Origin of the sequence: Halomonas sp. KX33721 (assembly GCF_001596805.1) — a bacterium.
Classification (GTDB): domain Bacteria; phylum Pseudomonadota; class Gammaproteobacteria; order Pseudomonadales; family Halomonadaceae; genus Vreelandella; species Vreelandella aquamarina.
Window position 1 is genome coordinate 50,720 of record NZ_LVIA01000009.1, and the last position, 20,471, is coordinate 71,190.

21 protein-coding genes and 1 pseudogene are annotated in these 20,471 nt (G+C 59.3%); 17 read left to right on the top strand and 5 right to left on the bottom strand.

Annotated features, from left to right (window positions below; genetic code table 11):
• The first annotated feature begins 101 nt into the window (after positions 1–101).
• The 15 genes and pseudogenes from trmJ (at position 102) to A3220_RS03515 (ending at position 14,401) form a co-directional block, all read left to right on the top strand.
• The gene (gene trmJ / locus A3220_RS03445; protein WP_062373174.1) at positions 102–881 is read left to right on the top strand and encodes a tRNA (cytosine(32)/uridine(32)-2'-O)-methyltransferase TrmJ; all 780 of its coding nucleotides are present in this window, start codon (positions 102–104) and stop codon (positions 879–881) included.
• 164 nt (positions 882–1,045) lie between these two features.
• Entirely contained in the window at positions 1,046–1,909 is an 864-nt protein-coding gene (cysE, locus tag A3220_RS03450) for a serine O-acetyltransferase (RefSeq protein WP_054641570.1), read from the top strand.
• Positions 1,910–1,988: 79 nt separating this feature from the next.
• Positions 1,989–2,456 carry a Fe-S cluster assembly transcription factor gene (locus A3220_RS03455; protein WP_044628921.1) on the top strand — a complete coding sequence of 156 codons (468 nt, stop codon included), beginning with the start codon at positions 1,989–1,991 and terminating at the stop codon, positions 2,454–2,456.
• Between the two features lie 31 nt (positions 2,457–2,487).
• Entirely contained in the window at positions 2,488–3,657 is a 1,170-nt protein-coding gene (locus A3220_RS03460) for an aminotransferase class V-fold PLP-dependent enzyme (protein ID WP_062373189.1), read from the top strand.
• 54 nt (positions 3,658–3,711) lie between these two features.
• Positions 3,712–4,038, top strand: a complete 327-nt coding sequence (locus A3220_RS03465) for an iron-sulfur cluster assembly accessory protein (RefSeq protein WP_044628923.1) — start codon at positions 3,712–3,714, stop codon at positions 4,036–4,038.
• A gap of 178 nt (positions 4,039–4,216) precedes the next feature.
• Positions 4,217–4,642, top strand: a complete 426-nt coding sequence (gene ndk, locus A3220_RS03470; protein WP_044628924.1) for a nucleoside-diphosphate kinase — start codon at positions 4,217–4,219, stop codon at positions 4,640–4,642.
• Positions 4,643–4,724: 82 nt separating this feature from the next.
• Positions 4,725–5,909 carry a 23S rRNA (adenine(2503)-C(2))-methyltransferase RlmN gene (gene rlmN / locus A3220_RS03475; RefSeq protein ID WP_044628925.1) on the top strand — a complete coding sequence of 395 codons (1,185 nt, stop codon included), beginning with the start codon at positions 4,725–4,727 and terminating at the stop codon, positions 5,907–5,909.
• 118 nt (positions 5,910–6,027) lie between these two features.
• Positions 6,028–6,763 (top strand): annotated as a pseudogene (pilW, locus tag A3220_RS03480) (type IV pilus biogenesis/stability protein PilW).
• A gap of 40 nt (positions 6,764–6,803) precedes the next feature.
• On the top strand, positions 6,804–7,790 hold the full coding sequence (locus A3220_RS03485) for a RodZ domain-containing protein (RefSeq protein WP_062373191.1): 987 nt from the start codon (positions 6,804–6,806) through the stop codon (positions 7,788–7,790).
• Between the two features lie 8 nt (positions 7,791–7,798).
• Positions 7,799–8,914: a flavodoxin-dependent (E)-4-hydroxy-3-methylbut-2-enyl-diphosphate synthase gene (gene ispG / locus A3220_RS03490; protein WP_062373194.1), complete on the top strand. Its 1,116-nt coding sequence runs from the start codon at positions 7,799–7,801 to the stop codon at positions 8,912–8,914.
• A 69-nt stretch (positions 8,915–8,983) separates the two neighbouring features.
• Positions 8,984–10,291, top strand: a complete 1,308-nt coding sequence (gene hisS, locus A3220_RS03495) for a histidine--tRNA ligase (protein WP_062373197.1) — start codon at positions 8,984–8,986, stop codon at positions 10,289–10,291.
• Between the two features lie 83 nt (positions 10,292–10,374).
• Positions 10,375–11,034 carry a tetratricopeptide repeat protein gene (locus tag A3220_RS03500; protein ID WP_062373199.1) on the top strand — a complete coding sequence of 220 codons (660 nt, stop codon included), beginning with the start codon at positions 10,375–10,377 and terminating at the stop codon, positions 11,032–11,034.
• Positions 11,034–12,215: an outer membrane protein assembly factor BamB gene (gene bamB, locus A3220_RS03505; RefSeq protein WP_062373202.1), complete on the top strand. Its 1,182-nt coding sequence runs from the start codon at positions 11,034–11,036 to the stop codon at positions 12,213–12,215. Before A3220_RS03500 ends, bamB begins: the two co-directional genes overlap by 1 nt.
• Entirely contained in the window at positions 12,212–13,615 is a 1,404-nt protein-coding gene (gene der, locus A3220_RS03510; RefSeq protein ID WP_054644943.1) for a ribosome biogenesis GTPase Der, read from the top strand. The genes bamB and der overlap by 4 nt, the downstream gene beginning before the upstream one ends.
• A 171-nt stretch (positions 13,616–13,786) precedes the next feature.
• Positions 13,787–14,401, top strand: a complete 615-nt coding sequence (locus A3220_RS03515; protein WP_044628933.1) for a hypothetical protein — start codon at positions 13,787–13,789, stop codon at positions 14,399–14,401.
• 15 nt (positions 14,402–14,416) lie between these two features.
• On the opposite strand, the gene A3220_RS03520 is transcribed toward A3220_RS03515, so the two are convergent.
• A complete protein-coding gene (locus A3220_RS03520; protein WP_062373206.1) occupies positions 14,417–15,289 on the bottom strand; it encodes an ATP-binding protein in 873 nt (290 codons plus the stop codon).
• Between the two features lie 438 nt (positions 15,290–15,727).
• On the opposite strand from A3220_RS03520, the gene A3220_RS03525 reads away from it, so the two are divergent.
• Together A3220_RS03525 and A3220_RS03530 are read left to right on the top strand one after the other, a co-directional pair.
• A complete protein-coding gene (locus A3220_RS03525; protein WP_062359912.1) occupies positions 15,728–16,531 on the top strand; it encodes a M48 family metallopeptidase in 804 nt (267 codons plus the stop codon).
• A gap of 18 nt (positions 16,532–16,549) precedes the next feature.
• On the top strand, positions 16,550–16,807 hold the full coding sequence (locus A3220_RS03530) for a hypothetical protein (protein ID WP_044628936.1): 258 nt from the start codon (positions 16,550–16,552) through the stop codon (positions 16,805–16,807).
• 66 nt (positions 16,808–16,873) lie between these two features.
• Here the strand turns inward: A3220_RS03530 and aroE are convergent, their stop codons facing one another.
• The 4 genes from aroE to dprA all read right to left on the bottom strand — a co-directional run bounded on the left by aroE (position 16,874) and on the right by dprA (position 20,467).
• Entirely contained in the window at positions 16,874–17,692 is an 819-nt protein-coding gene (gene aroE, locus A3220_RS03535; RefSeq protein WP_062373210.1) for a shikimate dehydrogenase, read from the bottom strand.
• A gap of 9 nt (positions 17,693–17,701) precedes the next feature.
• On the bottom strand, positions 17,702–18,634 hold the full coding sequence (hemF, locus tag A3220_RS03540) for an oxygen-dependent coproporphyrinogen oxidase (RefSeq protein ID WP_044628938.1): 933 nt from the start codon (positions 18,632–18,634) through the stop codon (positions 17,702–17,704).
• 105 nt (positions 18,635–18,739) lie between these two features.
• Positions 18,740–19,297 carry a Sua5/YciO/YrdC/YwlC family protein gene (locus A3220_RS03545; RefSeq protein ID WP_044628939.1) on the bottom strand — a complete coding sequence of 186 codons (558 nt, stop codon included), beginning with the start codon at positions 19,295–19,297 and terminating at the stop codon, positions 18,740–18,742.
• Between the two features lie 48 nt (positions 19,298–19,345).
• Positions 19,346–20,467, bottom strand: coding sequence for a DNA-processing protein DprA (dprA, locus tag A3220_RS03550; RefSeq protein ID WP_062373213.1), 1,122 nt, complete (start codon positions 20,465–20,467; stop codon positions 19,346–19,348).
• Between the last annotated feature and the right edge of the window lie 4 nt (positions 20,468–20,471).

A 20,471-nucleotide genomic window follows, 5' to 3' on the forward strand; every position in this document is an offset into this window, starting at 1 on the left:
GCGCAATACGCCTTTTGGCGGGCAATTCTAACAGAGGCCCCTCGGGCATGCCATCGACTCATGCTAAACTGCGCGTTTTACGCACATGAACCGGGCCTACTATGCTTGAGCGCATCCGAATTGTTTTAATTGGCACCAGTCACCCTGGCAATATTGGCGGCGTGGCACGCGCCATGCACAACATGGGCTTAGCTGATTTAGCCCTGGTCGCCCCTCGCTGCGACGTCATCACTCAAGACAGTATTTCTCGCGCCTCAGGTGCCGACCATCTACTTCACCAAGCTACGATGCACGCCACACTTGAAGACGCCGTGGCCGATTGCACGCTGGCCGTTGGCGCCAGCGCCCGCTCGCGCACGCTGCCCTGGCCGATGATATCGCCTCGGGAACTTGCCGAGCGCCTACCCGGCGAATGCCAGCCAGAAAATGCCCGTGTGGCGCTGGTGTTTGGCCGTGAAGACAGCGGCTTAACCAACGCCGAGCTGCAGCGCTGCCATGCCCATGTGCATATTCCGACCAACGCTGATTTTAGCTCGCTCAACCTTGCCGCGGCGGTTCAAGTGGTGGCCTACGAGTGTCGCATGGCGTGGCTAAGCCAGGCAGATGCCCCAACTGCTGCCGATGATAATGACGAGCTAGCAACCCACGAAGAGCTTGAGCGCTACTTCGAGCACTTAGAGCGGGCGTTAATCGCCATCGAGTTTCATGACCCCGCACAGCCACGCCAATTGATGGCACGCCTGCGCCGCCTCTATTTACGGGCACGGCCTGAAAAGATGGAGATGAACATTCTGCGCGGCATCCTCTCGGCGACTGAAAAATCCGCTAAAAAGAGTGGAACCGGTAGTGTGAATCAAGAGAACGCCAACACATCCGCGTAGCACATAACGGCGTACTAATCACAAGAGGCGCCAGCAAAGCGGCAATGGACTAAACTTGAAGTTACAACAACGCGCCCCAACATCGCCTTTTCGACTGCCGCTTTGCACTCACCATATTCCAATACTGTATTGCTGCTGCCTCCCTTAACGCCCAAGGATCACCCATGTTTCAACGCCTGCGTGAAGACATCAATAGCGTATTTGACCGCGACCCGGCGGCACGTAATTTTCTTGAGGTGCTGACCAACTATCCCGGCCTACACGCCCTACTGCTACACCGCTGCGGCCACTGGCTGTGGAAAAAGAACTTTAAGTGGCTGGCACGGACGCTATCGACCTTCTCCCGCTGGCTCACCGGCATTGAAATCCACCCAGGCGCAACCATTGGGCGGCGCTTTTTTATCGACCATGGCATGGGCGTGGTGATTGGTGAAACCGCACAGGTGGGCGATAACGTCACGCTCTACCAAGGCGTGACGCTAGGCGGCACCAGTTGGAACAAAGGCAAACGTCACCCTACGCTGGAAGATGGTGTGATTGTTGGTGCCGGCGCCAAGATACTGGGGCCGTTTACCGTGGGCGCAGGTGCCAAAATTGGCTCTAACGCGGTAGTTACAAAAGAGGTGCCAGCGGGAGCAACGGTGGTCGGCATCCCCGGCAAAATCGTCAAACGCGCCGACCCGGATATGGAAGAGGCGCTGGATATCGACCCGACCCGCCGGGAAGCCATCTGCCAGAAGTTTGGTTTCGATGCCTATGGCGTCAGCCAAGACATGCCCGACCCGGTGGCGCGCTCGATGCAGGCCATGCTCGATCATATGCACGCCGTGGACGAGCGTATCGAGCGCATGTGCTCAACGCTTCGCAAGCTCGACGCCAACTACCGCGATGGTCAGTTACCGGCTCTGCGAGATGAGGACTTTGCCGATATTCTGGATGAAAACGATACCGGCTGCCCTGGCCTTGGTCATACTGCCCAGGAACGCAGCAGCCCATCACCGGAAAGCAGCACCACGCGCAATAGTTGACCAAAGCACTCAGGATTTCCATAATGGCGCAACATTTGCTGCCAGCGCGCTGAAAGCTCAGCGACGAGGGGTACCTGCTATGCGCTTGACGACAAAAGGCCGTTACGCCGTTACGGCCATGCTGGATTTGGCGCTTAACGCCCCCAGCGGCCCTACCAGCCTGGGAGATATCTCCCTGCGACAGGAGATCTCGCTCTCTTACCTGGAGCAACTCTTCGCAAGGCTGCGCCGGGCGGGGCTAGTTAGCAGCGTGCGCGGGCCGGGTGGCGGTTACCTACTGGCCAAAGCACCCGAGGAGATCAGCGTCTCTCTGGTGATTGATGCAGTCAACGAAACCGTCGACGCGACCCGCTGCCAGGGGCTATCCGACTGCCAGCAGGGCGATACCTGTTTAACGCACCATTTATGGTGCGAGCTATCCGGGCAAATTCGCAGTTTTCTCGACGATATTACGCTGGCGCAGTTGATACAGCGCCCTGATGTGATCCGCATCGCTACCCGGCAAAAACAGCGGGTCGATGCTGGCATCCTCGCGTCTTCCCCCTGAAGGTATTTACTGCACGCTGGAATCTATGACGATGACCTCCACTCCCTCTCTGCCCATTTATCTCGATTATGCCGCCACGACGCCGGTCGATGGTCGTGTGGCTGAGGTGATGCAGCGCTACCTCACGGTAGACCAGCTGTTCGCCAACCCCGCTTCCCGCAGCCATATGCTGGGCTGGCAGGCCGAGCAGGTGGTGGAACAGGCGCGCCGCCAAGTGGCCGATATGATCGGCGCTGACCCGCGTGAAATCGTCTGGACCAGTGGCGCCACCGAAGCCAATAACCTAGCGCTGATTGGCTTTATGCGTGCTAACCGCGAACGTGGCATGCACCTTGTCACCTCCAGCATTGAGCATAAAGCGGTGGTAGACACCGCCAAGGCACTGGAGAGCGAAGGCTTCGAGATCACCTGGCTAACCCCAGGGCGCGATGGACGCATCACCCCTGAGCAACTGCGTGCCGCCATGCGCGACGACACGGCACTGGTATCGCTAATGGCGGTGAATAATGAGCTAGGCAGCATTCATGATATTGCCGCCCTAGCGGAAGTCACCCATGAGTTCGGGGCGGCGTTCCACACCGATGCCGCCCAGGCGGTGGGGCGTATTCCGCTCGACGTGGTCGCTCAGCATATTGATTTGATGTCGCTATCAGGCCACAAAGCCTACGGGCCTAAAGGGGTCGGCGCTCTGTATGTGAAACGCCACCCAGATATTCGCGTCGAGGCACTCATTCATGGTGGCGGCCACGAGCGCGGCATGCGCTCCGGCACGCTGCCGACTCATCAGATTGCCGGGATGGGTGAAGCGTTTAACGTCATGCAACAGCAGCAGGACGCGGATCAGGCCCATATTGCGGCGCTACGCGAACGCTTTCTAAGCGGCTTATCAAACCTGGAAGGCATCATCCCCAACTCCCCACTGGAGAACGCCGTTCCCAACATCTTGAACTTGGCGTTTGAAGGCGTGGATGGCGAGGCACTGCTGATGGCGCTACGGGATGTAGCCGTGTCTACCGGCTCTGCCTGCAACTCGGCAAGCGTTGACCCGTCTTATGTACTATTGGGCATTGGTACGCCCCGTCGGTTCGCGCTCTCATCGCTGCGTATTAGCTTTGGGCGCTTTACCCAAGAGGCCGATATCGACCACGCATTAACCCTACTGCGCCACGCGGTGAGCGGCTTACGTGCGACCGCACGTTAGGCGGCTGACGCTCTCCTGACGCACTGCTAACGACTTCTTAAAGGAGAACGCTTCATGGCAACACTAAACATTACGCCCGCTGCAGCTGAACAAATTCAGCGTGTGCTCGACGAGCGCGGCCAGGGGCTAGGCCTGCGGGTATCCGTTAAACCCAGCGGCTGTTCTGGCTACAGCTATGTGCTTGATTTTGCCGATGAAGCACGGGATGACGATGTGCGTTTCGAAGATCACGGCGCAAGCGTCTACGTGGCTCCTGATGCCGTCGAGATGCTAGACGGCAGCGAAGTGGATTACGTCAACGAAGGCTTGAATCGCTTTTTCCGCTTCAACAACCCCAATGTAAAAGATCAGTGCGGCTGCGGTGAAAGCTTCACAGTCTAAGCTATCCGCCGTGGCTGTTGCGTATATCACCGGTATTCATCCCCACCGGGAGGCGCTATAATCGCGGCCACTCGGCAGCCGACGCAACATACGGCCCTAGCCGACCACTTTTTTCCTGCGCCGCCCCGGCTTTCCGGGGCGGCAATTTCTGCTTTATCCCTTTTAAGGAGATTTCTGCATGGCGACTGAACGTACTCTTTCCATCATCAAGCCCGATGCCGTTGCTAAAAATGCCATTGGCGAGATCATTGCACGCTTTGAAAAAGCGGGCCTGAAGGTCGTTGCCGCTAAAATGATGCACCTCTCCGAAGAGAAGGCTGGTGGCTTCTACGCCGAGCACAAAGAGCGTCCCTTCTTCAAAGACCTAGTTGGCTTCATGACCTCTGGCCCGGTAGTGGTACAAGTGCTGGAAGGCGAAGGCGCCATCGCTAAAAACCGTGAGCTGATGGGTGCTACCAACCCGAAAGAAGCCGCTCCGGGCACCATTCGCGCTGACTTTGCGGAAACAATCGACGCCAACGCTGTCCATGGCTCTGATTCTCCGGAAAGCGCTGAGCGCGAAATTAGCTACTTCTTCGGTAACGACGAAATCTGCCCGCGCTAAACCAAGCGCCGCCGTTTCAACCTTCGTTGCCGGCCATTTTCGCGGGGGCTTTGCCCCCGCCTCTTTCTGAACGCTGACCGCCATGACCACCACCGTAGCTCAACATACGCCTGCCCCCAACACGACTCCTGACAGCGCGACTGCTCAACAAGCGGCACCGGCACGCCAGAACCTGCTGGGGCTTTCCCGCGAGCAGATGGAAGCTTTCTTTTTATCAATTGGCGAAAAGAAATTCCGCGCCACTCAGGTAATGAAGTGGATTCACCAGGAAGGCATCGACGACTTCACGGCGATGACCAACCTGTCGAAACCGCTGCGCGACAAGCTCTCCCAAGTCGCTGAAATTCGCGGCCCGGGCGTTGTCTACGAAGGCACTTCCAGCGACGGTACCCGTAAATGGGTGTTAGAGGTTGAGGATGGCAGCTACGTAGAAACGGTGCTGATTCCCGCTGAAAACGGTAAGCGGCGCACGCTGTGTGTCTCTTCCCAAGTGGGTTGTTCGCTGGACTGTAGCTTCTGCTCTACCGGTAAACAGGGCTTCCAGCGTAACTTAACCGCCGCCGAGATTATCGGCCAGGTGTGGGTTGCCCAACGCAGTGTTGGCCCGCGCCGTGATACCGCCAATCGCCCGGTGACCAACGTGGTCATGATGGGTATGGGCGAACCGCTGCTCAATTTCGATAACGTCGTGCCCGCCATGAAGCTGATGCTCGACGATAACGGTTATGGGCTCTCCAAGCGCCGCGTCACGCTCTCCACATCGGGTGTTGTACCGATGATTGACAAGCTGGGCGATGAGATAGATGTGAGCCTTGCTATCTCGCTGCACGCCTCCACCGATGAGCTGCGCAACGAGCTAGTACCGATCAACCGTAAGTACAATATTCGTGCGCTGCTGGATGCCTGCCACCGTTATCTGGCCAAGTGCCCAGATAACCGTCAGGTCACGATTGAGTACACGCTGATCAAAGACGTCAACGATCAGCAAGAGCACGCCGAACAACTGGCCGCTTTGCTCAAAGAGCTGCCGTGTAAAATCAACCTGATTCCGTTTAACCCTTTCCCGAACTCAGGTTACGAGAAGCCATCGCGTAACCAAGTGATGCGCTTTCAACAGTGGCTGTACGACTTAGAGTACAACGCTACCGTGCGCATGACCCGTGGCGACGATATTGATGCCGCCTGTGGTCAGCTAGTGGGCCGCGTAAAAGACCGTACCAAGCGTAGCGCACGCTATATTCAGTCCGTTCAGCTTGACGCTGACTAATCGCTGCTGTCTTGACATCCACCTGACACAGCGCTTTGATGGACACGCTTTTGCCGGGTGCTTACAAAGCATCCACCTTGCAGCACTGGCTCAATAGTTTCGACTTAAGAGGGCGTAGATGATCGGTCACCGCAGGCGCATTACCCTTTTTAGGATGCCCATGCTGTCCGTGCTTGCTGGCAGCCTGCTGCTGGCGGGCTGCGCCACCTCTGGCCAAGGGATCAGTGACGACGCCAACCCCGACGCGGCAGAAGCCTACACCCAGCTTGGCGTCGCCTACCTAGAGCGTGATAACCTGCCCCGCGCGTTGAATGCCCTTGATCGTGCTCTTGAACTGGACCCGCGCCACCCTGAGGCACTTCAGGCGCTCGCGCTGGTCTATCAACAGCAGGGAGAGAGTGATCTAGCCAACCGCTACTTCCAGCAGGCGTTGAATGCAGCGCCCTCGTTTACTCGCGCGCGTAACAACTACGCCGCGTTTTTTGTATCAGCAGGCACAGTTTTCACAGGCCTGCGAACAGTTAGAAATAGCATCTCAGGATGCCCAGTACGCCAATCGTGCCCAGCTATTTACCAACCTGGGGCAGTGCTATTTGGCAATAGATGAATTTGATAAAGCGCGCGAACGTTTGCAACGCGCGCAAAGTATCGACCCGCGCAACCCACGCGGGTATTTAATGTTAGCCGAACTGGAAGTTTCACAGGGCAATTATGATCAGGCCTGGGCACCGCTGCAGAACTATCTGCAGTTAGCCGGCCCAGACCCAGCGGCACTGGAACTGGCGATTGATGTCGCCCTCGCCCGCGGTGACGACGCCGCGGCTGCCGACTACCAGCGCTTGCTAAACAACTGATTGCCGCCCTGATCACCACATTATTGAAGGATGCTCAGCTATGAGCGACACACAGTTACAAGATAGTGTTACTACGGCCCACAGCACAGCAACCCCCGGTGAGTTGCTTTCTCGTCAACGCGAATCGCTGGGCGTCCCGCTGACGGATGCCGCCCGAGCACTGAACCTGCGCCCTGCTGTGGTGGATGGCCTAGAGCGCGATAATTACGAAGAGATTCCCGTCGCTGCGTATCGTCGCGGCTACTTGCGCGCCTATGCCAAATATTTAGGCATGGACGAACGTGTGGTGCTTGAAGCTTACCAGGTTCGCCACGGCACCCGTGATGCCGAACGCAAGGTGGCCCCGGTTACCGTGACTAAGCCGCCATCCAAAGTAGGCGCATGGCTCTTTAAGTTAGTCACTCTGCTGGTGATTGCCGGGCTGATTGCCGTGACGGTTGCTTGGTGGCAAAGCAGAGGTGGCAGCGAGCCGCCGAGCATCGGCGCCTCACCCGCTATGGAAGAGAACGAAGCGCCCATCAGCGAACCCGAGCCAGCTCCAGAGCCTACTCCGGTGGTCACACCTGATGAGCCCGCCGCAACGGAGGAGTTGACTAACGATGTGGTCAGCGGCGAGCCCGCCGACAGCGATATTAGCGATAGCAGTGCGCCCGCTGCTGACAACGATGAGCCAACCGCTGCCGCTAGCGACGAACCTGCGGCCCCGGCGGTTGACGCCGACGCAGCGACCGATGTAGCTGAGGCACCTGCTGAAGAGGTGGCCAATGCCGCCCCCGCTGCTAACCCCAACTTGCTGGAGCTGACGTTTAACGAGCAGTCCTGGACAGAGATTTTCGATGCCAACAACCAGCGTGTGTTTGTCGGTCTACAAACCCCCGGCACCACCGCGAGCGTTGAGGGCGAACCGCCTTTTCGTTTAACCGTCGGCAACGCCACCGGTGTAGAACTGCGCTACCAAGGTGAGCTCGTCAACCTTGCCGAGCGCGCCGGTACCAATAACGTTGCCCGCTTTACCCTGGGAGAGTGACTCGTCTTATGCACGCCCCTTCTCCGATTAAACGCCGTCTGTCACGCCAAATTCATGTTGGCAATGTGGCCGTGGGCGGCGATGCGCCGATTTCCGTACAGAGCATGACCAACACCAATACCCTGGATGTGGACGCCACCGTCGGCCAGATCCAGCAGTTGGAAAAAGCCGGAGCAGATATCGTACGCGTCTCCGTGCCGGATATGGACGCCGCTGAAGCCTTCGGCAAAATCAAGCAGCGCGTAGCCATCCCCCTCGTTGCCGACATTCATTTCGATTACAAAATCGCCCTGCGCGTCGCTGAGCTAGGCGTTGACTGTCTGCGCATCAATCCCGGCAATATTGGCCGGGAAGATCGCGTACGCGCTGTGGTAAGCGCCGCCCGCGATTACGGCATTCCAATCCGTATCGGGGTGAACGCCGGGTCGCTGGAAAAAGATCTGCAAAAGAAGTACGGCGAGCCTACGCCCGCCGCGCTGGTTGAGTCTGCCATGCGCCATATTGACCACCTGGACCGCCTCGATTTCCAGGAGTTTAAAGTCAGCGTGAAAGCGTCTGATGTGTTTATGGCGGTGGCCGCTTATCGCGACCTTGCCACCCGCATCGAGCAGCCGCTGCACCTGGGTATCACCGAAGCAGGCGGCCTGCGTTCGGGCACAGTGAAGTCCTCCATTGGCCTAGGCATGCTGTTGATGGACGGTATCGGCGACACCATCCGCGTCTCGCTGGCTGCCGACCCGGTGGAAGAGATCAAGGTCGGGTTCGACATGCTCAAGAGCCTGAAGCTGCGCGCCAAGGGCATTAACTTCATCGCCTGCCCCAGCTGCTCGCGACAGAACTTTGACGTCATCAGCACCATGAACCAGCTTGAAGAGCGCCTGGAAGATGTGATGACGCCGCTGGATGTCTCGGTGATTGGCTGTGTGGTCAACGGCCCCGGCGAAGCTAAAGAGACCGATATCGGCCTAACCGGCGGCTCACCCGCCAACTTGGTCTACATCGATGGCAAACCGGCGAGTAAGCTGCGCAACGATCATCTGGTGGACGATCTGGAAAAGCTGATCCGCGATAAAGTGCGCCAAAAAGAGCAGCAGCAAGAGAATACGATTGCGCGCAGCGTTTAACGCCTACCTCGCTGGCAGAGGTGGTGTACCTCCCGCCTCCTGCGCTGCCGCCCCTAAAAGGAGTTTTCATTGAGCAAGTCCGCCGCTAAAAAGATTCAAGCCATCCGTGGTATGAACGACCTATTGCCCAGCGACAGCCCTCGCTGGCAATTTTTTGAGGGCAAAGTACGCCAATTGATGCACCGCTACGGCTTCGATGAAATTCGTACGCCAATCGTGGAGCAAACCGCGCTGTTTGCCCGCTCGATTGGCGAAGTCACCGATATCGTCGAGAAAGAGATGTACACCTTCGACGACCGCAACGGTGACAGCCTGACGCTGCGCCCTGAAGGCACCGCCAGCTGCGTGCGGGCGGCAATGGAACACGGCTTGCTGCATAACCAAACCCAGCGGCTTTGGTACCAAGGGCCGATGTTCCGCCACGAACGGCCTCAGAAAGGGCGTTATCGCCAGTTCCATCAGGTCGGCGTAGAGACCTACGGCTTTGAAGGCCCGGATATCGATGCCGAAGTCATACTGCTCTCGGCACGGCTATGGCAAGAGCTTGGCTTGATGGAGCACGTCACCCTAGAGCTTAACTCCCTGGGTTCCGCCGAAGCGCGGGCGGCCTACCGAGACAAACTGGTGGCCTACTTTGAGCAGCACCAGGACGTTTTGGATGAAGACTCCAAGCGGCGTTTAACCAGCAACCCGCTGCGCATTCTGGATTCTAAAAATCCTGATATGGCCGAGATGCTCAACGCGGCCCCGCAGTTGATGGATCATCTGGACGACGAGTCCCGCGCGCATTTCGAGCAGCTCAAAGCGATGCTGGATGCTGCCGGCATTCCGTACGTAGTCAACCCGCGCTTGGTGCGCGGCCTGGACTACTACTGCCGCACCGTATTTGAGTGGACCACCACAGCTCTAGGTAGCCAGGGCACCGTGTGTGCTGGCGGCCGCTACGATGGTCTGGTCGAGCAGCTCGGTGGTAAGCCCACGCCCGCGGTGGGCTTTGCCATGGGTATTGAGCGCTTAGTACTGCTGCTGGAAACTCTGAATTTGGTACCAGCGGATGCCATGGGCGGATGCGATGTCTATCTGGTGCCCATGGATGACAGCGCCACTGTTGCTGCACTCATGCTAGCAGAGCAGCTGCGAAGCGCGCTGCCATCTCTACGCTTACAGCTACACTGCGGCGGCGGAAGCTTCAAAAGCCGGATGAAGAAGGCGGATAAGAGCGCCGCGCCGGTGGCAATTCTGCTGGGTGAGGATGAGCTCGCCAACCAAACCGCCACACTGAAGTTTCTGCGCGATGACCGCGAGCAGCAGCAGGTGGCCCAGGCAGCGTTGGCCGAGACGCTTCGCGAGTTACTGCCTAACCTACCGTCTCATTAACGTAACTGCCCCCAGCGATTCCTGGGGCGGATGAACACTCGTTAGCCGCAAAAGCGGCTGACCCATGAAACAGGAGGCCGCCCGTGGCGGAGCTGAGAAGCGAAGAAGAGCAGCTAGAAGTCGTCAAACGCTGGTGGAAAGAGAACGGAACCTCGCTGATTGCCGGTGCCGTTCTCGCTGCGGCGGGCGTCTTTGGTTGGAACGCATGGCAGAACTACCAAGAGGGTAAGTCAGAGGCAGCTTCTGCCCGATACCAGCAGCTCATCAACATGACCGCTGGCACCACCTTGGAAGGGGATCAGTTAAGCGCGGCACAAACGCTGATTGATGAGCTCACCGACGACTACGGCAACACCCTGTATGCCGAACTGGCACAGCTGCTGGAGGCCCGCCTGGCCGTGCAGGAAGGCGATCTGGCCGCGGCCAAAGCAGCCCTTGAAAGCGTCGCCGACGGCTCGTCACGCCGTTATGTTCAAAGCCTGGCCTGGCTGCGGCTGGCGCGTATCGAATTAGCCGAAGGCAACCCCGAGGCGGCACTGGAGCTATTGGACCAGCCGATCACCGACACGCTGGCCGCCCAACAGGCCAACGTACGCGGCGATGCTCACCTGGCGCTTGGCCAGCCCGAGCAGGCTCGCGAAGCATGGCAAGCCGCGCTGGAGATTGCCCAAACGCAGAACCAGCCGCTTTATGGCGTGCAGCTCAAGCTCGACGATCTCGGCGCCGAGGAGGCGACACAGTGATGACCAACAGCCTGTTAAAACCACGTTTTTCCACTTCGCTGATGCGTGCCACACTGGGCGCCGTTGCGCTGGCCTTGCTGGCGGGTTGCGCCAGCAAGGGTGAGCCTGCCTACACCCCCAAAGAGCTGCGTAGCTTCAATGAAACCTCATCACTGGATAGCCAGTGGCGGCGCAGCGTTGGCGACGGTTTTGGCCGTGCCCGCTACCCGATTGCACCGGCACGCGAGGGTAATACCGTGTTTGCCGCCGATGCCAACGGCCTGGTAGCCGCCTTCAATGCCCAGAGCGGTGAGCGTGAGTGGCAAGTCGAGCTGGATACTCCCATCTCCAGTGCACTCAACGCCATTGCCGGCCAAGTTTACCTGGGCACCCGTAACGGTGAAGTGATCGCCCTCGACCAGCGCGACGGTAGCGTTACTTGGCGCTCGCGGGTCTCCAGCGAAGTGCTGGCCGCTCCGCAGGCCAATCAACAATTGTTGCTGGTTCAGAGCGTGGACGGCCAGATCACAGCCCTGGATCGCGCTAGCGGCGAAGAGCGCTGGGTCTACACCAGCTCTCAGCCTGCTTTAACGCTGCGCGGCACCGGAACGCCGATGGTCATCGACCCGGTCACCTTCGTGGGTACGGCCAACGGACGCCTGGCGACGCTGGACAACCGCAGCGGCCAGCCCCTTTGGGAAATGCAGATTGCCACACCACGTGGCCGTAGCGACGTTGAGCGCCTAGTGGACCTGTCTGGCCAGCCAGTACTTAGCCCCGATGGCCTCCTGTTCGTGACTAGCTACAACGGCCGTGTGGTTGCGCTGGAAGCGACCCGTGGCGGTGTGCTGTGGGAAACCAACCTCTCCAGCCGCCACACGCCGATTCTGGTGGGCGACTTCTTATTTGTGGTCAGCGACGACAGCCACATCGTTGCCTTGGACGCCAACAGCGGCCAAGAGATCTGGCGTAACGATGACCTGGAAGATCGCTGGCTCACCGCCCCCGCCTTTGCCGATGGCCGCATCGTCGTGGGTGATTTTGAGGGTTATGTCCACCTCATCGACGCCCGCGAAGGCAACCTGGTCGGCCGCACCCGTATCGATGATTCGGGTATTAGCGTGCGCCCGGTGACTGAAGGCAGCACCATTCATGTCCAGGCCAACAATGGTCGCCTGGAAACCCTGGAAGTAACTCCATGACACCCGTCATTGCATTAGTCGGTCGCCCCAATGTGGGCAAATCGACGCTGTTTAACCGTCTGACCCGCTCGCGCGATGCGCTGGTGGCAGACTTTCCTGGCCTGACCCGTGACCGTAAATACGGTAACGGCATGCTGGGTGGAAAGGCGTACACCGTCATCGATACCGGCGGTATCAGCGGTGACGAAGAAGGCATCGATGCCGCGATGGCCGAGCAGTCCCTCGCGGCCATCGACGAAGCCGATATCGTGCTGTTCCTGGTCGATGCCCGCGCCGGGTTGAACGTCGCCGACGAAGCGATTGCCAACCACCTGCGCGTCAACCAGAAAAAGACCTGGCTGGTGGTCAACAAGACCGACGGCCTGGAAGAGCACTCGGCCATGGCCGATTTCTGGAAACTGGGCCTGGGTGACCCGTGGCCGATTGCCGCCGCTCATGGCCGCAACGTATCGCTGCTGATTGATACGGTGCTTGAACCCTTCCCCGAACGGGATGCCAGCATTCCTGCCGATACAGGCAGCAAAGGCATTCGCATTGGCGTGATTGGCCGCCCGAACGTGGGTAAATCTACGCTGGTCAACCGCCTGCTCGGTGAAGAGCGCGTGGTAGTATTCGATGAAGCGGGCACCACCCGCGACGCTATCGAAATCCCTTTCGAGCGCAACGGCAAGCCGTACGTGCTGATCGACACCGCCGGCATTCGGCGGCGTAAGAACGTGCGTGAAATCGCCGAAAAGTTCTCGATCATCAAAACGCTGGATGCGATCAAAGAGAGCCACGTGGCCGTCATGGTATTGGACGCCCGCAGCGGCTTGGTTGAGCAGGACCTGCACCTGCTGGACTACGTGCTCACCACAGGGCGTGCGTTGGTACTGGCGGTCAACAAGTGGGACGGGCTGGAGAGCGAAGCCAAAGAGAAGATGCGCGCCGACATCAAGCGCCGTCTGGGCTTTGCCGACTACGCCGAGCTGCACTTTATTTCCGCGCTGCATGGCACCGCAGTGGGCGACTTGTACCCCTCCATTGAGCGGGCGTTTAACGCCGCCAACGCGCACTGGTCGACCAACCGTCTCACCACGCTGCTGCAGGATGCGGTAAGCCAGCATCCGCCCCCCATGGTCAACGGCCGCCGCATCAAGCTGCGTATGGCTCACCAGGGTGGCAGCAACCCGCCGATTATTGTGGTGCATGGCAACCAGACAGCATCGCTGCCTGAGGCTTATCGTCGCTACCTGACCAATACCTTCCGTAAAGTGTTGAAGGTGCGCGGCACGCCGATGCGCTTTGAGTTCCGGTCGGGCAACAACCCGTTCGATAACATGGCGGGCGCCAGCGATAAAGAGAAAGCCAAAAAGCGCGAGCTTAACCGTACCAAAGAGGCGCGCAAAAGCCGCCGTTAAGCGCGGCACTTTGCTTCCCCGCCCGTTGTATACGCAGCGGGCGTTTTTGTTGGCACTACCACCGAATCTACTTGACAGAGCCCCCCTCCCGCCCTCAAATAGCGACGCTTTTCGTCACCTGCTCGACCGATCCTTTCTTATCAACACTTGCCCTTCTTAGGAGGGACGTACATGCACTACGCTTTTCGTCGCGGACGCGGCTTGGTTTTACTGCTGCTGGCGAGCCTGCTAACCGGCTGCTTGGCGTTGCCTCAAACAGGGTTGTTTGCGTTTCGTCTGGCGGTCACATCGCTGGGGATTGAGGACGTACGCATTGGCCCTTACAGCGTCAATGCTGGATTGGACACCAGCGATCTATCGAGCTTGCTGGCCTCTAGCCTGGGTGCTGGCAGCTTGCCGGTGCAAGCCACCTTGGCGATGGGGCTTGGCCTGCCCGCTGGCATGCCTCCGGTGGAGATGTCTGGCTTTCGCTGGACGCTGGACATGCCTGGCGTAGACCCAGTGCAAGGCAATTATGGGCAGAACGTTACCCTCACGTCTGGGGAAGACGCCAATCTCCGCCTGCCGGTGGCCTTTGATGTTCTAGCTGCAGACCACCAGCAAATGACGCCAATGCTAGAGCTGGCCAGCCAACTCGCCAGCCAAGGGGAGCTGCCTGCAGGCAGTGAACTGGCCATTACCCCAGGGGATTTGCGCGGCCTGGGCATGACACTGCCCGCTGGCCTGCTCACCCCGACCATTCGCTTGAACGTGGGCGCCGACGGGCAGCTCATCCCCCAACGCTAAGTCTTGCCAAGCGCGCTACTCACCGCGCTCATGAAGGCGTTTGCGGCCTACGTAGTGGGCCGCAAACTGCCACGCTGTCCGGCCGCTGCGCCCACCGCGTAGCGTGGCAAAACGTACCGCCTCCGCACGGGCGGCCTCATCCCACTCTTGCTGTCCACCAATACGACTCACCCAGTGTTCGCACACTTCAAGATAGGTGGCTTGGCTAAACGGATGAAAGCCTAACCACAGGCCGAAACGGTCTGACAGCGAGATTTTCTCTTCCACCGCATCGCCGTGGTGCAGCTCCTCGCCCACCAACCGGGAGCCACTGTTGTCATCCATCGACTCCGGCAGCAGGTGACGACGGTTCGAGGTGGCATAGAGCAGTACGTTATCTGGTGGCCCGGTCAGCGCGCCGTCTAGCACGCTCTTGAGCGCCTTATACGCGTCATCGTTACCCTCGAAGGAGAGATCGTCACAGTACACTACGAAGCGATGCGGCTGATCCCGCAGTTGTTCCACTAGCAGCGGCAGACTCGATAGATCATGTCGGTCAACCTGGATCAGCCGTAACCCCTCTGTGGCCAGCGAGTTGAGCAGCGCACGTATCACAGACGATTTCCCGCTACCTCGTGAGCCCCAGAGCAGCGCATGGTTAGCTGGCAGCCCCTGCAAAAATGCCCGGGTGTTATCGACCAACGCCAGCTTTTGGCGCTCAATGCCTAGCAGGTCGTCCAGCGTCATGGTGTCTCTCGGCGGTACCGGCACCAACCGCCCGCCCAGTGGGTGGCGCTGCCAGATGGCCGCGACATGGGTGTTCCATTCCACCGGCGTAGGCGCAGGCGGCAGCCAGTGGTCGACATGATCGAGTAACCGCGCTAGGCGCTGGCTTAATTCAGCATCCATCGACATCCCCGGAGTAAGTTACGATAAGGGTTGATTTACCACTAACAGTGGTTATTAACCAGCGCGAAAAACCGCTTACTTTTAGTGAGCGGATGGATAGCGCGGCATCCGCAGGATGCCCTTGCTGACGTTTTGTACAGTGCTATACTACGCACGTCGACACGACCTACCGAGGGGCACTCGGAAAGTGACGTCTGTGGAGACAATGTGAGACCTGGGGGATATGAGTTGGTTCGCCACCGTAAAAATCCCCACCGTGGGACTTTTACGGCGATAACCAAGCCATTCCCTCGGGCAATCGTCTTGGAAACAGAAACCAGGAAGGTAACAACCTGGGAATCCTCTTCCTTTCCGTCGCCAGACGGCAGCGCAAGTTGAGGGAAGGGAGGATGTCAACTTGTGTGCAAGGATCCCCACTCGTCTATAAGGAAACTATCTATGCGTTGGCTTCGCCCATTAGCGGTTACGGCGCTCTGCGCCTCAATCGCCGCCTGTACGACCTCCCCCACCGGTCGCTCGCAGCTATTGCTGCTCTCTGATAGCGAGCTGAACGAGATGGGCCGTCAGGCGTTTACCCAATATCAGCAGGAACTGCCCACAGCGGGTCAGGCAAGCCAGCGCTATGTGCAGTGTATTGCGGATGCCATTGTGGCAGAACTGCCTGCCGAGCAGCAGCAGTTAGACTGGCAAATCCGGGTGTTTGAATCCGAGCAGCCCAACGCCTTTGCACTTCCTGGCGGCTACATGGGTGTGAACACGGGCATGCTGGATATTGCCACAACCCAGGACCAATTAGCCTCTGTGATTGGTCATGAGATTGGTCACGTGCTGGCCAACCACGCCAATGAGCGCGCCTCAACCGAGAGCGCCACGTCATTAGGCCTATCGGTACTCTCCAGCACCTCCGGCATGCAGTCCGCCGGTGGCCAGCAGCTGATGGGGGTACTCGGCATGGGCGCTCAGTACGGCATCGTACTACCATTCTCCCGCGCCCATGAGAGCGAGGCCGATGTGATTGGCCTAGACCTCATGGCCCAAGCAGGCTTCAACCCACGTGAAAGCGTCACTCTGTGGGAGAACATGCAGGCAGCCACCGGCGGCGGCGCGCCCCCCGTATGGATGTCGACCCACCCCGGGCAAGGCCAGCGCATTCAGGGCCTCCAAGCCAACATGGATCGGGCACTGACGAGTTATGAGCAGGCCCGCAACAACGGCCGCACTCCCAACTGCCCGCGTCCATAGCGGCGCTTAGAGGTTTCGATGATCCGTTTGGGTTTACTGCTGTTAGTCCTGCCGATTTTAGTACTGCTGGGCGTCTATTTTTGGGAGCTGGGCGACGTTCGCGCCTGCCAGCTTGAGGGCGGCTACTGGAACTATCTGGAAGGAGCTTGCTACGATACGCCACAACCTTTTGTGTCGTGGCTGCAGCGCTCGCCGCTGCTGGTGAATGGCGGCATGCTGTTATCCGTGGTGGGGCTGGTGATGTGTATGGTGGGGTTTTATACCAAACCGCGTTAGCCCAAGCACAACCTGAATGGGGGCGTTCGCCCCCATTGCCTCAACTATCTCCTATCCCCCTACCGGCTAATAGTTGAGCGATTGCCGCAGCAGCGTGCGCACGCTGGCCGTTTCAGGCCGCACGTTGCGCCATAGAAAAAACGACTCGGCGGCTTGCTCGACCAGCATTCCCAAACCATCCAGCAGCTTGGCGCCTCGCGGCCCTGCCCACTGTAGAAACACCGTCGGCTCTGAACCGTACATCATATCGTAGGCCCAGGCACCTTTGGCAAACAGCGTCTCCGGCAGCGGCGGCAGCTCGCCTGATAGGCTGGCACTGGTACCGTTAATCACCAGATCAAACTGCCCGTCGATGGATGCTAAACCGCCGCCCTGGATATTGCCCAAGTCGGCAAACGCTTGGGCCAACTGCTCGGCTTTCTCTGCCGTGCGGTTGACGATAACGACCTCACTGGGCTGCTCCGCCAGCAGCGGTTCCAATACGCCACGCACCGCGCCGCCTGCGCCGATGACCAGCACACGCTTACCCGCCAGAGGGACGCGGTGATAGGCCAAATCCCGCACTAACCCGATACCGTCGGTGGTATCGCCATAGGTACGCCCGTTACCGCCCACAATCAGCGTATTCACCGCCTGTGCGCGCTTGGCGCGGTGGCTCAGGGTATCGCAAAGCGCAAAGGCATCGCCTTTGAAGGGAACGGTCACGTTGGCACCACGGCCACCATCGGCGATAAACGCCCGCCATGCGTCGGCAAACCCCTCTACCGGCGTCAGCTCGGCGGTGTAACTCATGGCCTGATGAGTCTGGCTGGCAAACTCACCGTGGATCAGCGGCGATTTAGAGTGTTTGATTGGGTTACCAAACACACAGTAGCGGTCAGTCATCGAAGCTCCTTAGGCGTTGTTCTGCTGGGTGGCCTCGGCCAACCAATCGCGTGGCACCAAATAGTCGTGCAGTTGCGCTTCACGGCTGCCCGGCTCGGGAGTGAAAGCGTACTCCCAACGGGCCAGCGGCGGCATGGACATCAGAATGGACTCCGTGCGCCCGCCGCTTTGCAGGCCAAACAGCGTACCCCGGTCCCACACCAGATTGAACTCCACGTAGCGGCCGCGGCGGTAAAGCTGGAAATCACGCTCGCGTTCGCCCCACGCGTCCTGCTTGCGGCGCTCGACAATGGGAAGGTAAGCATCCAGAAAGCTATCACCCACCGCGCGCTGAAACGCAAAACACTCTTCAAAGCTGCCTTCGTTCAGGTCATCAAAAAATAGCCCGCCGACGCCACGGGTCTCCTCGCGGTGCTTCAGATAGAAGTAGTCGTCGCACCACGCTTTGTAGCGCTCGTAAACGCCCTCACCAAAGGGCGCGCAGGCCTCGCGGGCCACTTGGTGCCAGTGCACCACATCTTCAAACACCGGATAGTAGGGGGTTAGGTCAAAACCGCCACCAAACCACCACACCGGCGGCTCACCCTCTTTTGCGGCAATAAAGAAGCGAACGTTGCCGTGGCTTGTCGGCACATTGGGGTTTTCAGGATGCATCACCCAGGAGACTCCCACCGCGTGGAAGCTGCGCCCGGCTAGCTCGGGCCGGGCAGCAGTCGCAGACGGCGGCAGCTGCGCACCGTGGACATGGGAAAAGTTGACGCCGCCTTTTTCGAAAATAGCGCCCGACTCCATCACCCGCGAGCGGCCTCCGCCGCCCTCTTCGCGCTGCCAGCTATCCTCTTTGAACGCGGCCCGCCCATCGGCGGCAGCAAGCCCTTCACAGAGGCGCTCCTGAAGGTCGAGAAGGTACGCTTTAACATCGTCTAGGTGCTCGTGGGCCACGGTAACTCCTGGTGAGGTGAATCGTGAATCGTGAATCGTGAATCGTGAATCGCGAATCGTGAATCGTGAATCGTGAATCGCTGACAGTGTGACGAAGCCGAGCGGCTAGTCACGCATCACTTTGCCGGTCACTAAATCGCGGATGGTGCTGGGTTTGGCATTGCCGCCCAATTCGCCCGCCACGATGGCGGCTACGTCATCGCCAAAGATCGTGGCGACTTCTTCCGCGCTCATAGCGGGCGGATCGCCTGCACGGTTAGCGGAAGTGGAGACGAGCGGCCCGCCAAAGGCTTCGCACAGTGCTTTCATCAGCGGATGGTCGGTGACGCGTAGCGCCACGCTTTGATGAGCGCCGCGTACTAGGCCGTGGCTGCGACCATTGTCCGGCACCAGCCAAGTATTCGGGCCTGGCCAACTGGCCGCCAACGGCGCATGGAGTTCCAACGGCAACTGGTTCAACCAGGGCTGAAATTGCGCGATACTCGCCGCCACCAAAATCACGCCCTTGGCCGGGTCGCGCTCCTTCATACGCATGAGATGCGCCAGCGCTTCGTCGTTATCGGGGTCACAGCTTAACCCCCATACCGCTTCGGTGGGGCAGGCAATCACACCGCCTTTACGCAGCGCGCTCACCGCCGCTTTCACGTCAACCGCCGGTTTCATAGACGCTCCTGATAAGCTCTCAGCCAATCACAAAATTGAGTTTGCATCTTACCATGGCGCTGCCAGCCGCACCCAACCACCCGCCTGCTGCGTCACTTTGCCATCCAGCTCCAGCATCAATAGCCGCTGCTGGCACTCGCTGACCGAGATACCGGTGCTCTGCACCAACACATCAATGGGGGTAGGCGATGGGCCTAAGGCGTTTAACAGATTATCCGCCGACGGTAATTCAATACTCGGTTGATGAGCCAACGGCTCATCGGCTGCAACTGCTAGCGGCGCAGGCACAAAGCGCGACACCCAATGCTGTAACTCTTCGAGAATATCGTCCACATGGCGTACCAGGGTGGCGCCACTACGCAACAGTTGCAGGCAGCCACGAGCCTGGACATTGTGTAGCGAACCCGGCAGCGCAAACAGCTCGCGACCCTGCTCTAGGGCGAGGCGGGCGCTGACGAGCGAGCCACTCTTCTCGGCTGCTTCAACCACTAAGGTGCCTAGCGAAAGGCCCGTTACAATTCGGTTGCGCCGGGGGAAGAAGGCCGGACGGGCCACAGTGCCTGGTGGATGCTCAGAGAGCAGCAAGCCGCCCGGTAGCGTACTGAGCTGTTCATACAAATCTCGATGGCGGGCGGGGTAGATGACATCAATACCACAGCCAAGCACGGCAATGGAGCTTCCACCTGCGGCGAGCGCCGCACGCTGAGCCACGCCATCCACACCCAGCGCCATCCCGCTGACAATGCACCAGCCTCGGTTGGCCAGCTCCCGGGCAAACGCCTGGGCATGTCCACTCCCTTCCGACGTTGGGCGACGAGTACCTACCATGGCAAGGCCTGGGGCCTCTAACGCGCGAAGATCGCCCTGGGCCCATAGCACTGCTGGCGGGTCAGGAAGTTGGTTTAAAAGGTCTGGCCATGCAGGATGGTCGCGGTGAAGCAGATGGCGGTTGGGGCCTTCTTGTAACCAGGAGAGGGTGTCATTGACCGTTTGTTGCAGCGGGCTGCGTTCTGGCTGCGCCAGCCACAATCGCAGGGCATTGGCGGCATTGCTGGGCAAAGTCGCTAGCCACCCTTGTGGCCATTGAGGCTTGCGCGCCACCATTTGCGCAATCCGCGCAGCGCCCATACCGGGCAAAGCATTTACCGCCAGCCACTCCTTAGCGTCCATAGAG

Bases quoted from the DNA above. Each gene is read 5' to 3' on its own strand.
- ispG (WP_062373194.1), top strand. From the start codon at position 7,799: ATGCACGCCCCTTCTCCGATTAAACGCCGTCTGTCACGCCAAATTCAT.
- cysE (WP_054641570.1), top strand. From the start codon at position 1,046: ATGTTTCAACGCCTGCGTGAAGACATCAATAGCGTATTTGACCGCGAC.
- aroE (WP_062373210.1), bottom strand. From the start codon at position 17,692: ATGACTGACCGCTACTGTGTGTTTGGTAACCCAATCAAACACTCTAAA.
- A3220_RS03530 (WP_044628936.1), top strand. From the start codon at position 16,550: ATGATCCGTTTGGGTTTACTGCTGTTAGTCCTGCCGATTTTAGTACTG.
- A3220_RS03525 (WP_062359912.1), top strand. From the start codon at position 15,728: ATGCGTTGGCTTCGCCCATTAGCGGTTACGGCGCTCTGCGCCTCAATC.
- A3220_RS03455 (WP_044628921.1), top strand. From the start codon at position 1,989: ATGCGCTTGACGACAAAAGGCCGTTACGCCGTTACGGCCATGCTGGAT.
- rlmN (WP_044628925.1), top strand. From the start codon at position 4,725: ATGACCACCACCGTAGCTCAACATACGCCTGCCCCCAACACGACTCCT.
- A3220_RS03465 (WP_044628923.1), top strand. From the start codon at position 3,712: ATGGCAACACTAAACATTACGCCCGCTGCAGCTGAACAAATTCAGCGT.
- A3220_RS03485 (WP_062373191.1), top strand. From the start codon at position 6,804: ATGAGCGACACACAGTTACAAGATAGTGTTACTACGGCCCACAGCACA.
- A3220_RS03520 (WP_062373206.1), bottom strand. From the start codon at position 15,289: ATGGATGCTGAATTAAGCCAGCGCCTAGCGCGGTTACTCGATCATGTC.
- der (WP_054644943.1), top strand. From the start codon at position 12,212: ATGACACCCGTCATTGCATTAGTCGGTCGCCCCAATGTGGGCAAATCG.
- trmJ (WP_062373174.1), top strand. From the start codon at position 102: ATGCTTGAGCGCATCCGAATTGTTTTAATTGGCACCAGTCACCCTGGC.
- A3220_RS03460 (WP_062373189.1), top strand. From the start codon at position 2,488: ATGACCTCCACTCCCTCTCTGCCCATTTATCTCGATTATGCCGCCACG.
- A3220_RS03515 (WP_044628933.1), top strand. From the start codon at position 13,787: ATGCACTACGCTTTTCGTCGCGGACGCGGCTTGGTTTTACTGCTGCTG.
- A3220_RS03545 (WP_044628939.1), bottom strand. From the start codon at position 19,297: ATGAAACCGGCGGTTGACGTGAAAGCGGCGGTGAGCGCGCTGCGTAAA.
- ndk (WP_044628924.1), top strand. From the start codon at position 4,217: ATGGCGACTGAACGTACTCTTTCCATCATCAAGCCCGATGCCGTTGCT.
- bamB (WP_062373202.1), top strand. From the start codon at position 11,034: ATGACCAACAGCCTGTTAAAACCACGTTTTTCCACTTCGCTGATGCGT.
- dprA (WP_062373213.1), bottom strand. From the start codon at position 20,467: ATGGACGCTAAGGAGTGGCTGGCGGTAAATGCTTTGCCCGGTATGGGC.